A 14,746-nucleotide genomic window follows, 5' to 3' on the forward strand; every position below is an offset into this window, starting at 1 on the left:
TTTATTCCCCAGTGACATCAGTCTCGTTCATTGTTAAATTCCAGAGCATTTCAGCCTGTGGGGAATACCCCTTTTCCCGGGCCTGGATCTCCAGTCCGATCATACCCATGGCCGCAACATCCATGTTCACCGGATCAATAGTTTGACCCAGGTCTATGGTCAACAGATAGGTGTTGCATAACTTGCAGACGCTCACTCCTTCGGCATCCTTGGCCGGGCTGTCCTGGTCGGAAAAATATTCAAAAAGGTTCTGGTCATTATTCTCGCATCGTGGGCAGGTGTGGCGCCTGAACCGCCATTCATGGGCGCACACAGAACACTGCAGCCAGCGCCGTTCGCCCCCTTCACCGATGAGCCCGGCAACAGCCGGGAATGATCCGCACATCGGGCAATGTCCATGCGGCCACTCATGCTCCTCTATCATAGGGGAGAAGGCTCTGGCCTGAATCTGTTTGAACGGTTCGGCAATCTGGGCCAGGGTAAATCTGAATATGTCAGGCCTGGTACCTGCGCGGGCAGCAAATGCGTTTATGATTCGGGTGTCGTTCTTCACAAACGCCTGGACGCAGTCGTCTGCATCAAAGCTGTTGTCCTCAATGTTGCTGTTAATCGCTTCAATGTCCGGCCGGATGCCTGCAAATGCCTCTGCCATGGGCGGCAGAATCATCTGGGCTGCCTGTTTAAACTCCTTGCGGAAGTCCATAAGACCTGTAATGGCAAACAAATGAACCCCTCTATGAAACCGGATCCAGTCAAATTCGCGCAGACCTGTTTTGTTTATCTCATTTTCAGACAGACGTTCCGTCAATTCTGCTTTTGCCACCAGCACCGGACCAAATGAAGAGACAAGTGAGGATAACCCGGGCTTGCGCATCGCCAGGCTGTCAAGGGCCGTTTGAATACCTTTGGGCGTTTTTTCATGGCAGATACGTTCATTCTGATTCATAATGTTTGGGACCTCCTTTGTTTATTCCTTATTCCGGAGATTGTCGCATCTCTCCGGAAGTTCGCATAGGGTATTATATTGAAGGCGTTATTATATGCCAACCTATATTTCCAAAATTAATGACCGGCATGATCATCACCGCATTGTTACGTTTTTACTTAGGAAACCTTCCTAAGCAAACCGGTCTTTGTCAGCACCTTGGCATAGAGCGTGCTGACCTCTCTGATTTTAAAAAATTTCCCCATGCCTGCCAGAAGGATCAGAAAGAATATGCCGACAATAATACAAATGAATATATGGGTAAAAAAACCAGTGATTGGAATCAGATGAATAATTCCAACATATATAGCCTTTAAAACCAGCCAGACCAGGATACTGACCAGTAACATGACACCAAAGGAGATGTAGACATCCGATCGTCCGGCGTTTTTTGTTTTTCTGCTCCACACTTCGAATAAAGCCCCTGTGGTAATGATTACGGACAAAGACAGGCCCAAAGCCACGCCTTTGATCCCCATGGCTGTCATTGCAAAATAGAGCAGCGGTAAGCTTAACGCCACGCATACAGAAGAGAAAATAGCAGGGAACAATGTGTTTTGAACGGCAAAGAACCCCCGGGAAACAATGGTCTGGGCTGAAAATGCAAATGCCCCTGCCATGAAATACGGCAGCACCCCGGATGTCAGGGCCGCATCATGGGCGTCAAAAGCTCCGCGCTGGAATAAAATGGCTACAACTTCTTTATTTAGAATCATAAAGACCACTGAAAAGGGCATCACAATAAAAATATATTTAAGGGTCTGGTTAATAATGGTGTTTAAGCCGGAAAAATCTTTTTTGGCAGCAATTTTTGCCATGAACGGATAGGAGGCCACGCCAACGGCATTGCCGAAAAGCCCCACCAGTATAAACATGATGCGAAGGGCGTAATTCATGGCTGAAATGCTCCCCTCGCTTAAAAACGAGCCAAAGAACTTCATCAGGATTTCCGTGGAAAAAGTCATGGTCAGACCAAGCATCAGGGGTAAAGTTAACAATACATATTTGATCACATCAGGATGCTTGAAATTAAAATTTGGCATATAGATCAGTCCCACCTGTTTCGCCCCAAACAGCTGGAGCAGGAAACTGCCGAAGAACGCACCGGCAAGAACCCCCCAGGCAAAGCTTTCCATCCCCAGAGCCGGATACAAAAGTATGCCGCCCACAATAATGCCGGTATTGTAAATCAATGGCGCTAAGGCCGGGAAAAGAAACTGTTCCTTTGAGTATTGTACGGCATTGAACAGCCCCCCGGCAAAAAAGAAAAACTGGGCCGGGATAATGATCCGGGTCATGCGTACGGCAAGGTCAAAGGCCGGGCCGTTTTTAAGCCCGGGGGCAAGGAGCGCAATCAGCTCCGGAGCAAAAACCATGGAAAGGCAGATAAAAATAAAAAGACCTGCACCAAAGCAGTTCAGAATAACGGAAAAAACCCGGTATCCTTCCTGTTCCTGATTTTCAACAAGATAACGGGTAAAGATGGGGATAAACGTGATGGATAAAAAACCTGAAGCCACCACATGGTTTAAAATTTCAGGAATTACAAACGCCACCTGATACGCGTCAACGTCTGCGCTTGCACCCCCCATCCAGGCAATGGCCGTTTCACGCGCAAGACCGATGATTCTGCTGGCAAATACGGATGCCATCATGATAAACGAGGCAAGACCGATTTTTTTAAATGTGGAGGTTTGTGTCATAGTTTGAAGTCCGATGCAAATTTTATCATGGAAGATACCTAAGTATAAAGATGGTCTGAAAATAGTTTGACCTGAAACACAGCCTGCATATACAATGAATTGTATAAAGATGACAGTAATAAACGTTAGAATACGCCTGGCCTGAAAATATTAAAACGAAATTAATCAAGGAATAATCATGACCTCAAAGCTGGGAATTTTCTCAATCATTGCCGGTGTTGTACTTGGATTGTTTGCCCTGATTTCCAAATTTATGGACGCAGCCGTTTTTCTTTCTACCATGACCATTTCCACCTTTTTTGAAGGAATTACCGATAAAATCCTTGATTGGATTTCCAATGATACGGTTTATAATGCATTATACTCATTTTTTTATGAGATTCATCTTGCAGGGGTTCTGATTGGTTCGGGTGCCATCCTGCTGATTATCGGTTCCTTTATCCGTAAGGATTAACATTTTAGTCTTGTTAAACAGGGCTTGTTCCAGTATTTTAGTTTATTACTTTTTTCAATTATTTTTGTTTGTTCATAAAATTCGGGTTGATAAAAAGCAAATGATGAAAAAAGAAGGACTATATGAAAATTCTCATTGGATATAAAGGTATCAATATCGGTCAGGATCTGCTCAAGCTTGGGGCTGAACATGCAAAGGCCTTTAATGCCACGGTACTGGTTGTTACCTCAATGTTGGAAGGGACTGAAAAGGACCAGAAAAAAATACTGGAAGCTGAAAACAACCTGGACCAGGCACAGGTTTTTTTCACGGCGCAGGGAATAGCCTGTGAAAAACATCTTCTGATTCGTGGTATGGAGGCAGGAGAGGATATTGTTGCGTTTGCAAATGAAAAAAAGGTGGATGAAATTATAATTGGCGTGAAAAGCCGTTCAAATGTAGGCAAGCTATTGTTTGGTTCCACAGCTCAAACGGTGATATTAGAGGCGGATTGCCCGGTCATCACCGTAAGGTAGGCGTCACTTCATCCTTTGTTTTGGGCAGCATGCGTCGATTGCTGCCCATTATTTTTGTTTCATCAAAATTACATAAGGGCCTCTGTCATGAAACTTAGATATTTTTCCCACTCAGTATTTGATTTTAAATTGGGTTACCTATTGATTTTATTTTATGGAAATACTTAAACAGTTTAAAGCATTATCTGATCCTACCCGGCTGCGGCTTTTGTTTATCCTTGAGCATTTTGAACTTAACGTGAATGAAATTGTCTCCGTGGTCAACATGGTGCAGTCCGGAGTGTCGCGGCATTTAAAAATTCTGCTTGACGCAGGGCTTCTGGTCTCACGCAAGGACGGCAGCTTCATTTATTATACGACGAACAAAACCGGATATACCCGGGAACTTGTTGTTCTTGCCTGCAAACAGCTTGAAAACGAGCCTGGATTGCAGGAAGATATTGCCCGTACACAGCAATGTATTATTTTGAGAAAAAACAGATCCAGAGGTTTTTTCAGAACTGCTGCCCCGCGGTGGGACCGGTTAAAAAAAAAGGTTCTTGGCAATTTTAATCCAAACCCCTTGCTTGAATGCTATCTTCAGGATGCGTCGACTATTGCCGATCTTGGTTGCGGAACCGGTGAGATGCTTGCCGGCCTCCTTGGCAGGGGAGGAAAGACCCTTATCGGTGTGGATGCCTCTCCCGAGATGCTTGAACAGGCAAGGCTTCGGCTGCCGGAAGGCCAGAATTTAGAGCTTCGTATAGGGGAGTTGGAACATCTTCCCATGCGTGAACAGGAGGTCGATGCGGCGCTGATGAGCATGGTATTGTACCATGTGTCTGAACCTGAAAAAGCAATTCGCGAGGTGTACCGGGTCCTTAATCCCGGGGGCTTGTTTCTTCTGGTGGATTTTTTAAAACACGACCAGGAACAGATTAAAGATATCATTGGCGGGGTCTGGCTGGGGTTTACCCAGCAGCAGATTTCAGGGTGGCTTGATAGAACCGGCTTCAATCTTAAGCATACTGAATTTTATCCGGTTGAAAAAACCTTAACCTTAACCTTTTATCTTGCGCAGAAATAATGGAGAAATAATGATTTATCCTGTTATATTGGCCGGCGGTTCCGGAACCAGGCTGTGGCCCATGTCCAGATCTTTGTACCCCAAACAGCTCATTAGTCTGTACAACGCGCATACCATGCTTCAGAACACCCTTTTGCGGTTATCAGGCCTTAGCGATCTTGGCGACCCGGTAATTATATGCAATGAAAACCACAGATTCATGACCGCAGAGCAGATCCGCCGGATTGATATCAATGATTTTAAGATTATTCTTGAACCGGCTGCCAGAAATACTGCCCCGGCCATTGCCCTGGCCGCTCTGATCCTTGATGACAATCTTAAGCCTGAGCCTCAGGATGAGCCGGTGATGCTGGTTCTGCCTGCAGATCATGAAATTAAAAATATTGAAATCTTTCATGAAATCATTCAATCGGGTGCGCAACTGGCCCGGCAGGGTAAACTGGTTACCTTTGGCATAGTTCCCTCATCGCCCGAAACAGGCTATGGGTATATCAAGAAAGGAAACGGGCTTGACAATTCAGATCCGGCCTTCATGATTGACAGGTTTGTAGAAAAACCGGATTATGATACAGCTGTCTCCTATCTTGAATCAGGCGATTTCTGCTGGAATTCAGGCATGTTCATGTTCAAGGCATCTGCCGTTATTTCCGAACTTGAGGTATTTGCCCCGGATATGCTTGAAAAATGCCGTAAAGCCATTGAAAACGGAAACATGGATTTGGATTTTTTCAGGGTGGACAAAACGGCATTTGAATCTATTACAGAGGATTCCATTGACTACGCAGTTATGGAAAAAACAGCAAAAGGCGTTGTCATTACCCTTGATGCCGGCTGGAATGACCTTGGATCCTTTGACGCATTGTGGCAGACCGGTGACAAAGATGATTGCAATAATGTGACCAGCGGAGATGTGCTGGTACATAATGTCACGGATACGTACATCCATTCTGACAACCGTCTTGTGGCAGCCGTAGGCCTTGAAAAATTTGTGATTGTGGACACCAAGGACGCTGTTCTGGTGGCCCCCAGGGATCAGGTTCAGGATGTAAAAAAAATCGTTACCCAGTTAAAAGCGCAAAACAGAGTGGAAGCGGTTTCCCATGCTAAAGTCTACCGGCCCTGGGGTGATTATGAAACCATTGATATGGCGGACAGATACCAGGTAAAACGCATAACCGTAAAGCCCGGTGCAAAACTGTCGTTGCAGAAACACTATCATCGGGCTGAACACTGGACCGTTGTCTCCGGGACGGCGATTGTCACCAAAGATACCGAAGAGATCCTTTTAAAGGAAGACCAATCTGTCTACATTCCCCTTGGCACCATGCACCGGCTTGAAAATCCGGGTAAGATTCCTCTGGAATTGATAGAGGTGCAGTCAGGTCCATACCTGGGGGAAGATGATATTGTCAGGTATGATGATGTATATGGTCGTGAGAAAAGACCGAATGATAAATAAATTATTGCAAATCAAATAAAAATATTTGAAATTAACGCCTTGTTTGTAATATTAAGTTTGTTTGTAATATTAAGATTGATAATAAGTACATAACATGCTGGAGATCAGCATGGAGAGGAGTTGATGAACGACCAGATTGCGGAAAATATGAAAGGAAAATTCATCATGGCCATTCCCGGCCTTCCGGATCCCAATTTTGCACAGACGGTCACCTGTATTTGTGAGCACAATGAATCCGGTGCCCTTGGCTTTATTCTCAATAAAGTTCACCCGTTACTTACCGGCCGGGAGCTTTTTGAGGATTTAGGCATTCCCTGCAATGAGAGTATTGATAAAATAGATATTTTTCTTGGGGGACCCGTCCAGCCTTCGGGCGTATTTGTACTTCATTGCGGACCGTTTCAGTGGAGTGAAACCCTTAAAATTACAGACTGGCTGGCTTTGAGCAATTCCCGGGACATTCTGGAAGCCATTGCCATGGGGCAGGGACCTGACACCTTTATCATACTTCTGGGCTGCGCCGGGTGGGGCCCCATGCAGTTAGACAATGAACTTGCCGATTCAGCCTGGCTCACCTGTGATATGTCCAGGGAAATCATGTTTGATACCAAACCGGATCTGAAATATGAAAAAACCATGATGCTGATCTGATTTGCCGGCCAATGACTTTACACCCCCAAGAATCCATAGAAAATTTAGTTTCTGATACCCTCTCGGTGATCGACAGTCTGGCTGCCGTTTCAAACAATTGCGACAAAAGCCTTGTTGAGAGCAGACAACTTTGCAGTAAAATTCCTTCATACATCAGTGAAGATATTTTGCGTGTGGCCGTGGTCGGGGTGATCAAATCAGGCAAAAGCACCTTTATCAACGCGATGTCGGGCAGAGAGTTGGTTCAGCGCGGGGCAGGGGTGGTCACATCCATTACTACCCGTATCAGGAAGGGCAAAAAAAACAGGGCAATTATCCATCTTAAATCATGGGATGAGATCAATAGTGAAATTGAAAGCTGTCTGGAAATGTTTCCCGACAAGGACGATTCCCCGCCTTTTGATATCCGGCGGACCCAAGACCGGCAGCAGTTGCGCCGTATTTTTGACACCATTGTATCTGCATTCCCGATTACATCCCAAGGAGTTCGTCCTGAAGCATTGCTAATCCGCAATGCGCTTGACGGATATAAACATTGTCTGGACGTCATAGGTTCTGATGAACAGATGATCAGTTTTGACGCCAAATCTTTTGACGGTCACAAACCGTTCACGGCGGACCCGGCCAAGGCTTTTTATGTTAAAGACGTGTGCCTGGAAGTGTATGGGAAAACCATTCATTCGAACGTTGAAATTGCCGATTGCCAGGGTGCCGATTCCACTGACCCTGCCGTCCTCGAAAACATATTTTCCTATCTTGAGGCTGCCAATCTGATTGTTTACTGCATCTCGTCACGTACGGGGCTTCGTCAGTCTGACATGTTATTTTTAAAAAGGATAAAACGTCTTGGGCTGATGGAAAACATTCTTTTCATTTTCAACTGTGATTTAAGTGAACATGAGAATTTAAGCAATCTGAAAACAACACTGGATAAAACAATCCAGGAACTTAAGCTTTTGGTTCCGGATGTCAGGATTTTTTCTTTTTCAGCTCTGTATACGCTTTTTGATGCCCTTGGCAACAGACTTTCATCCAAAAACAAGAAGCGCCTTGCGCTCTGGCAGGAGGACAAGGAGATGATCGCTTTTTGTACCAAAGAGTATACCCGATTTCTTGCCGGATTTAATCTGCTGTTTGAAACCTCCCGGTTCAATCTGTTCTATGCCAATCACATCGAGCGACTTAAAATTGTAACCCATGTTCTTGACGAAAAAATAAAAATTCTTTTTGATCTCTTTTCTGCCGGGCTTTTAGATCAGGAAAAAGCCAGAAAGCGTCTTGCCGATCTTGAAGGCAATGCCAGGCGTTTAAGGGTTATTGTGGATAACTCCGTTATGGGCGCAGTATCAGCGCTTCGCAGGGAAATTGAATCCAACTTAAAAAATGCATTCCTCAAAGACAGTGAAAATATCAATAAACTTGTAACAGAATTTATCCGGCAGGCCCAAATTGATCCCCAGTCCTACAAGACAGCGTTGAAGGAAACCGGTTTTAAACAGATTCTGTACATGATGTTCCAGGACTTCAAGCGAGAGCTTGATCTTTTTATCCTTGAACAGGTAACCCCGGAACTTAAACAACTGGTGCGTATTCAGGAGGAACGTATAGAGTCCTATTTTAAATCTCTTCTGGATTCCTACCGCATTGACTATGTCACCGGTGCCCCGGTGGACCGCGAGAACGAGCGCATTTCCCTTGAGATGATTAAAGAAGATGAAGAATATTCCAAGGCGGCTGACCTTGAAAGCATAAAAAAAATTTTAGGGGTGCATTTGCCGGACCATATTTTTTCGCCTGAATATACCAGGGCGGTACAGGCCAATATCGTGACCGATTTCAGTCTTCATTCATTGGTTTTATTTGTATCCGCGTTACTGGACAAACATGTTCGATTCTCCTTTACACCCGGACTTGACAAGGCTGCCGGAAAAATTAAGAAAAAAACACTTACCATCATGCAGCGGCAGCTAAAAGCCTACCACCGCAGCTTGAAACAGGATTATTTTTTCCCATTAATAGACGCAGCAACACGGGATTTTAAAGACAAAATTATTCACCGTTTTACCATGTATGAAACCTTGAATAAGGATATGGATGCAATTTTCTGCCTTAAACAGGAGGAAAAAAACCAGCATCTTGCCATGATAAAAAAAGCGAAAAGCGATATTGTCCGGATACGTGCGCTTCTTGATGAATTCAGCATGGATTTCAGGTCGGGCTCATTTGAGTGTGCCGTAGAAACCTCTCTTTAGCAGACACGGACTCCAATCTATTATAGTTCCTTTTATTCCGATAGCTTTTATTGGTATGATAAGACATTCATAATTTACGAAAAGCATGCAACACAAGGATGCCATGGGCCTTTTAAATAAAATTGTGTCAGGCGGACAGACAGGGGCGGACCGTGCGGCTTTGGATGTCGCCATAAAATTCAATATTCCCCATGGCGGATGGATTGCCAAAGGCAGGAGAACGGAATCCGGACCGTTGCCCGATTTTTACAATCTAAAAGAGATGGCGACCAGGGATTACCCTGCCAGAACCCGACAAAATATACTTGATTCCGACGGCACGGTTATCATTGCCAGGGGCTCTTTAACCGGCGGTTCAGCCCTGACTTATGCGTTGGCACAGAAAATATGCAAATGGGTCTGCAGAATAAATCTGCTGGAACAGGACATTTTTGAGGCGGCATTGATTCTTTACGATTTTATTATCGACCAAGGCATCCGGGTACTTAATGTCGCAGGCCCAAGGGCCGGCCATGATCCTGATATTTATTACGATGTTAAAGTTATTTTGACAGCGGTACTGTATCTGGATTTCCTTGAGACTGAAGAAGACTCATGGCCGGTGGACCAAATGATTGATGCAAGGTTTGATTTTCCGACATCTTTCGATAGTGTAAAACAGGTCACACAGGCTCTTGAACAAAGCTTGACGCTTAGGGGCAAGACCCTGATCGCCAGGAGCCAAGCACATCAGATGGTCGGCATTTACTTTGCCCTTCTTGAATATGTGCAGTTGTCCCTTGACCTGGATGAGAAAAATTCAGGTCTGTTCAAGCATCTTGCCAAAGGAAGAACCCTTAAAGAATATACGCCTGAAGATGCGGTGATGGATCTTTTAAAAAAACTTAAAACCAGATTGTCCAAAAATTTTCAGCTCAGGGTGGTGTCTTCATGATCCCGTTAAGAGACGAACAGGAAACAGCATCCTGTGCAGTGGCGACCTGTACCATTATTTTCATTTCCAGTCTGGTTTTTGTCTGGCAGATGATCACAGGAATTAATGATCAGGCAGTTGCCTATACATTCGGTTTTGTCCCTGCAAAATACACCATGGCACAGATGGCAGCTTATTTTTCCCTAATGAACAAACTGTCATCACCTTTTACCTATATGTTTTTGCACGGCGGTTTCTGGCATTTTGTCGGGAATATGTGGTTTCTGTATATTTTCGGTAACAACATTGAGCAGGAGATAGGTCCGTTTCGGTTTATTGCCTTTTATCTGCTTTGCGGACTCCTTGCCGCGTTTTTCCATTTTTTGCTCAACCATTCATCTGCTGTGCCGACCATTGGTGCAAGCGGTGCGATTGCAGGGGTTATGGGGGCCTATTTTCTTCTTCATCCGCGAAATAAAATCCTCACCCTGATCCCTGTGTTTATTTTCCCTTTGTTCGTCAGCATCCCTGCATTTGTTTTTCTGGGGATCTGGTTTTTTATTCAATTCATTAACGCCACAGGGCAGGGTGCCGGTGCCGGCGTTGCCTGGTGGGCCCACATCGGCGGTTTTCTTTCGGGTATGGCCCTTATTACTCTGAACACCAAACTGCCCAAGATCGGATTCAGCAAAAGTGTTGACAGATTCACCCGGAAAAAACGCAGCCCAAGGCTTCATGTTGTCACCCCTGGTGCAGACCCGTCAGGCGGAACAGATCTTTACGGTGCCATTGTACTGACCTCCCTTGAAGCGCTCACAGGGACTAAAAAGCTTGTCACCATCCCCTGGGGTTTTAAAAAATCCGTTTACCGGGTGGTGGTGCCTGCAGGTGTCAGGCGCGGATCATTGTTGCGGCTTAAGGGGATGGGCAAAACCATACCAGGTATGCCCCCGGGTGATCTTTTGCTGCGTGTAGACATTAAAAATGTCATTTAAAAAGACTTTAAAAATTTTATTGCCGACATGCCTGCTACTTGTGTTGTGTGTCCAGTCTATTATTATTTTTTTGCCAACTATTTCAAAGCATATTATCCATTCAGCCCTTGGCCCTTTGGCGGGGAACCAGCCCCTTGATTTCACAATATCCCGTTTGGGGGTCAATGATACCCAGATCAGTGATATCTCTTTTGGTGAGGATTTGCACCTGGATACCATACGGTTTTCCTACCACATTGATACAAAAAATATTATCCGTGTTCAAAAAATCGTTATATCCGGGCTTAATGTGACGCTTCATCTGGATGAAAAAAATAGAATCCGGGTCAACGGATTTTCATTTCCCCGGGATAAGGACGTGGATAATACAGGCCGCCCTGTTTTTGATATCAGCGCCTTTGAATCATATTTTGCATATCTGCCCGAAGACATTGTTTTAAAAAACAGTACCCTCATTATTAAGGTTGGAAAAGATCGGTTTTGCATACCAGTGACGGCAGATATTCAACTGGATCGCAAGACGCTTCTTGGGGAGATGAAAATGTCCATCCTTCCCATGAATCAAAAGATCACGCTTTGGGCCACAGCTAAATTTTTACACGGCCCCGTGCAAATGAAAATTTTCGCAGAACATCTTTATCCTGAGATGCTTTTGGCCATGGTCCCGGATGGGGATCGGATCTTGAGCAAATTTCACGGGCCTGTGGATTTTTCAATTGAAACAAAAGATTTTTCAAACTTTCATTTTGAACTCAATAACCTTGGGCTTGAAGCGGCGCCTCGTTTAAACTTTAATTTTCCTAAAATTTCAGGTGTTTTGTCTCATGATAAAAGAGTAATGGCTCTCAAGGCAGACGGGCCCGTGCAGATCATAAGTCCTGGAATTGATTTGGGTCCGTTCAGATTTGAAATTTTTTCCCAAATGGCATCCGGTACAATTGATCAATTCTCTTTGACGTTTCAAAATGAAGTCACCAAGACCTGGGGCCTTACACCTAAATCCATGGCATTATCTTTTTATCCGATTGATTTTACAGATCAAATTCAACTTTTTGATCCCCACTTCAGGCTCTTTGTTTCAGGCGATTTTGAACACCAGGCCGGTCAGTTGACTTTTTCGGGGACAGGCATTAAGTCCTTTAGAAAGAATAAAGCCAAACACAAGGATGTTCTCAATATTTCCGGGGTACAGGTAAAAACCGAATTTGATGGTAATTTCTGGCGACCTGACTCTTTAAAGCATGTAAAGCTTGATGCCCTAATTGACAAAATAGACTTTCGACAAAACATCAAAGATAAAGGCATCCGGGCCCAAGGTGTTTATTTTGAACTGCCCATGACCTATCCTTTTAGAAATATAAAAACTTTTGGTCGGGCAGGGGCAAAAAAAATTGTCCTGCATGATAAGATCGCCCCTGCTGTTTCTGCAAAGGTCGTCCAGGCATCAGATTTTGGCATGGATATTACAGGAAAGGTGACCCGTCTCGGATTTTCGGGCCTGACCATTGATTTTTCCGCCACAGCCGGCCTTGATTCTGCTATGAGTCCTTTTGCCAAATGTCAAATTGCCACTGATAAATTCTCCGTTACCGAAAATACACTGATTCCCTTTATTCCCGGTATATCTCAGATGGGTGATCTTAAATTTGACATATCTGCCAAGGCAGATTTTTCCTATATAAATCAAAATATTAATTCATCTGCCGATATACAGGTCTCCAACGGCACATTAAACTTTCTTGAACCCGGTTTTTCGGTCTCCGGGATATCTGCCGGCATGCATTTTAATGACCTTATGGTCCCTGAAACCCTTCCAGGCCAGTATATAAATATTGACACATTTAATGCCGGCCGCTTTAACGGTAATAATGGAAAAATAAGATTCAGCCTTGAAGATGGAAAATCCATTAATATTGAAAATTTTAAATTTAACTGGTGCAATGGGATTGTCTCAACAGAAGCGTTCAGACTGCCGTCAGAGGATAACGCCATCCATTTAACCTTATATTGTGACCGGCTTGAGATGGAAGACCTATTTCATCAGCTTGGCGCCTTTGATGCAGAAGGGGGTGGTACCTTAAGCGGGCGTATTCCGGTGGTTATGAAAAAAAATGAAATCGGTTTTGATAACGGCTTTCTTTTTTCTACACCCGGGGAGGGAGGCCGGATTTTTATCACAAATCTTGACAGGATGCTTGCCGGAGTTCCAAAGAATACGCCTGAATTCTCTCAACTTGATCTTGCAGGGGAAGCGTTAAAAAATTTTGAGTACAAGTGGGTGACGCTTAAACTGAATACCCATGAGGATACACTTGCCGTAAACATGGAGCTTGATGGAAAGCCTCTATCTGTTTTACCCTTTGAATATGATCGAAACCTGAATTCCTTTGTTCGCCGTAATGGACAAAGCCCTGGATCAAATTTTCAGGGAATCAAACTCGATGTTAATTTAAGCCTGCCATTTAACCAGGTTATTCAATTTGGCAGTAACTTGAAGCGGATTATGAACCCTTAAAAAGTGAGGTTGTCATGCTAAAACGATGTGGGTTGGTGGTTGTCAGTATTATTTTTCCGGCATTGGTCGGCTGCAGCACCAGTCACGAAATTGAAGTCAAACCGGTTGAAATTAAACCCATCCATATTACGATTGATGTAAATGTCAAGGTTGACAAGGCCTTGGATGATTTCTTCGGTGATATTGATGCGGCCCAGGAAAAGCTTGAAAATAATCAGCCTAAAACAGGAGGAACTGAATAATGAAATCCATTAAATTTTTGCTTGCCATGACCATTGCCCTCTCTTTTGTCTTCGGCACTATGGCGTTTGCCGATAGTATTAAAGAACGCATGACACAACGGCTCCCACAGATTGTCGATTTAAAAAATAGAGGCATTGTTGGCGAAACAAATACCGGTTATCTTGAATTTGTCACCGCCCAAAAAGAAAAACAAGACGTGGTGGCAGCCGAAAACCAGGATCGCAAAACCATTTACATCCAGATTGCAAAACAGCAGAATGTCTCGATCCAGCTTGTTCAGAAAAGAAGGGCAGCCACCCTGTTTTCGAACGGCACAGAAGGCCACTATTACCAGAACGAGGCTGGTGCCTGGATTAGGAAATAATAAAGAACAGGTCGCTTTTCCGGATATGATTCCGGAAAAGCGACATTTATTAATTTGAAATGAGACGGTAGACAGGTTGATCAGCGTCCGCTGCTACCCTCCATCAGAGCCGTTAATTCCTTTTGAATGCAAAAGTAAATATCATCGTCGCTGCCGTATATATCAATGACATCTTTATGGTTGATCAAGTTTTCAACCACAAATGCAGTCAAATAAAGGCTGGCAATATTGGGGTTTGAAACCAGGGATCTGAATGGGGCCACCGCATAGTCAATATCAAAATCCTCGGCCCGGCACAGGTTGTCCAAGCAACGCACAATCTGGTTTTCCACACTGGATTTGCTTACGGTTTCAATGAGCCCGGTTTCAATAAGTTTCATGGAAACTTTATTGCTGAATGAATCAATGTTATCCCGGATAGCGCTGATGGTTTTAATTCTTTCCCGCTCCTTTGAAGATTCAATTTTGGAAAGAAGCTTGGATTCCCTATTCCCGGTGTAAAACATTTTTGCCATTGAACTATCCTTAAAATAAATAAGCCATTATTATGAAATGAATATTATATGATAACTTCGGTGTTATTATCAAGCAAAATTCAGGCTATAGCAGGAAAACATATAAAAATAAGTCT

The 14,746-nt window shown here is 44.1% G+C and carries 14 protein-coding genes; 11 read left to right on the top strand and 3 right to left on the bottom strand.

Annotation, left to right across the window (positions count from 1 at the left end; all coding sequences use genetic code 11):
- Position 1: 1 nt before the first annotated feature.
- Positions 2 to 946: a formate dehydrogenase accessory protein FdhE gene (locus DESPODRAFT_RS10070; protein ID WP_004073316.1), complete on the bottom strand. Its 945-nt coding sequence runs from the start codon at positions 944 to 946 to the stop codon at positions 2 to 4.
- A gap of 158 nt (positions 947 to 1,104) precedes the next feature.
- Positions 1,105 to 2,688 (bottom strand): murein biosynthesis integral membrane protein MurJ, encoded by a 1,584-nt coding sequence (murJ, locus tag DESPODRAFT_RS10075; protein WP_004073317.1) that lies wholly within the window; start codon positions 2,686 to 2,688, stop codon positions 1,105 to 1,107.
- A gap of 178 nt (positions 2,689 to 2,866) precedes the next feature.
- Here murJ and DESPODRAFT_RS10080 point away from each other — a divergent pair, with 178 nt between their 5' ends.
- The 11 genes from DESPODRAFT_RS10080 to DESPODRAFT_RS10130 all read left to right on the top strand — a co-directional run bounded on the left by DESPODRAFT_RS10080 (position 2,867) and on the right by DESPODRAFT_RS10130 (position 14,115).
- Entirely contained in the window at positions 2,867 to 3,142 is a 276-nt protein-coding gene (locus DESPODRAFT_RS10080) for a hypothetical protein (protein WP_004073318.1), read from the top strand.
- Positions 3,143 to 3,264: 122 nt separating this feature from the next.
- Entirely contained in the window at positions 3,265 to 3,657 is a 393-nt protein-coding gene (locus DESPODRAFT_RS10085; RefSeq protein WP_004073319.1) for a universal stress protein, read from the top strand.
- Between the two features lie 154 nt (positions 3,658 to 3,811).
- Positions 3,812 to 4,723, top strand: a complete 912-nt coding sequence (locus DESPODRAFT_RS10090) for an ArsR/SmtB family transcription factor (RefSeq protein WP_004073320.1) — start codon at positions 3,812 to 3,814, stop codon at positions 4,721 to 4,723.
- 10 nt (positions 4,724 to 4,733) lie between these two features.
- The gene (locus DESPODRAFT_RS10095; RefSeq protein ID WP_004073321.1) at positions 4,734 to 6,182 is read left to right on the top strand and encodes a mannose-1-phosphate guanylyltransferase/mannose-6-phosphate isomerase; all 1,449 of its coding nucleotides are present in this window, start codon (positions 4,734 to 4,736) and stop codon (positions 6,180 to 6,182) included.
- Positions 6,183 to 6,305: 123 nt separating this feature from the next.
- A complete protein-coding gene (locus DESPODRAFT_RS10100; protein WP_004073322.1) occupies positions 6,306 to 6,833 on the top strand; it encodes a YqgE/AlgH family protein in 528 nt (175 codons plus the stop codon).
- A gap of 11 nt (positions 6,834 to 6,844) precedes the next feature.
- Positions 6,845 to 9,085 carry a dynamin family protein gene (locus tag DESPODRAFT_RS10105; RefSeq protein ID WP_004073323.1) on the top strand — a complete coding sequence of 747 codons (2,241 nt, stop codon included), beginning with the start codon at positions 6,845 to 6,847 and terminating at the stop codon, positions 9,083 to 9,085.
- Positions 9,086 to 9,188: 103 nt separating this feature from the next.
- A complete protein-coding gene (locus DESPODRAFT_RS10110; protein ID WP_004073324.1) occupies positions 9,189 to 10,019 on the top strand; it encodes a putative molybdenum carrier protein in 831 nt (276 codons plus the stop codon).
- Positions 10,016 to 10,993 carry a rhomboid family intramembrane serine protease gene (locus DESPODRAFT_RS10115; RefSeq protein ID WP_004073325.1) on the top strand — a complete coding sequence of 326 codons (978 nt, stop codon included), beginning with the start codon at positions 10,016 to 10,018 and terminating at the stop codon, positions 10,991 to 10,993. Before DESPODRAFT_RS10110 ends, DESPODRAFT_RS10115 begins: the two co-directional genes overlap by 4 nt.
- On the top strand, positions 10,983 to 13,508 hold the full coding sequence (locus tag DESPODRAFT_RS10120; RefSeq protein ID WP_004073326.1) for an intermembrane phospholipid transport protein YdbH family protein: 2,526 nt from the start codon (positions 10,983 to 10,985) through the stop codon (positions 13,506 to 13,508). The genes DESPODRAFT_RS10115 and DESPODRAFT_RS10120 overlap by 11 nt, the downstream gene beginning before the upstream one ends.
- A gap of 14 nt (positions 13,509 to 13,522) precedes the next feature.
- On the top strand, positions 13,523 to 13,750 hold the full coding sequence (locus DESPODRAFT_RS10125) for a YnbE family lipoprotein (RefSeq protein WP_004073327.1): 228 nt from the start codon (positions 13,523 to 13,525) through the stop codon (positions 13,748 to 13,750).
- Positions 13,750 to 14,115 (top strand): YdbL family probable chaperone protein, encoded by a 366-nt coding sequence (locus tag DESPODRAFT_RS10130; protein ID WP_004073328.1) that lies wholly within the window; start codon positions 13,750 to 13,752, stop codon positions 14,113 to 14,115. The genes DESPODRAFT_RS10125 and DESPODRAFT_RS10130 overlap by 1 nt, the downstream gene beginning before the upstream one ends.
- A gap of 80 nt (positions 14,116 to 14,195) precedes the next feature.
- Here the strand turns inward: DESPODRAFT_RS10130 and DESPODRAFT_RS10135 are convergent, their stop codons facing one another.
- The gene (locus DESPODRAFT_RS10135; protein WP_004073329.1) at positions 14,196 to 14,630 is read right to left on the bottom strand and encodes a hypothetical protein; all 435 of its coding nucleotides are present in this window, start codon (positions 14,628 to 14,630) and stop codon (positions 14,196 to 14,198) included.
- Between the last annotated feature and the right edge of the window lie 116 nt (positions 14,631 to 14,746).

Source organism: Desulfobacter postgatei 2ac9 (assembly GCF_000233695.2).
GTDB classification, from domain to species: Bacteria; Desulfobacterota; Desulfobacteria; order Desulfobacterales; family Desulfobacteraceae; genus Desulfobacter; species Desulfobacter postgatei.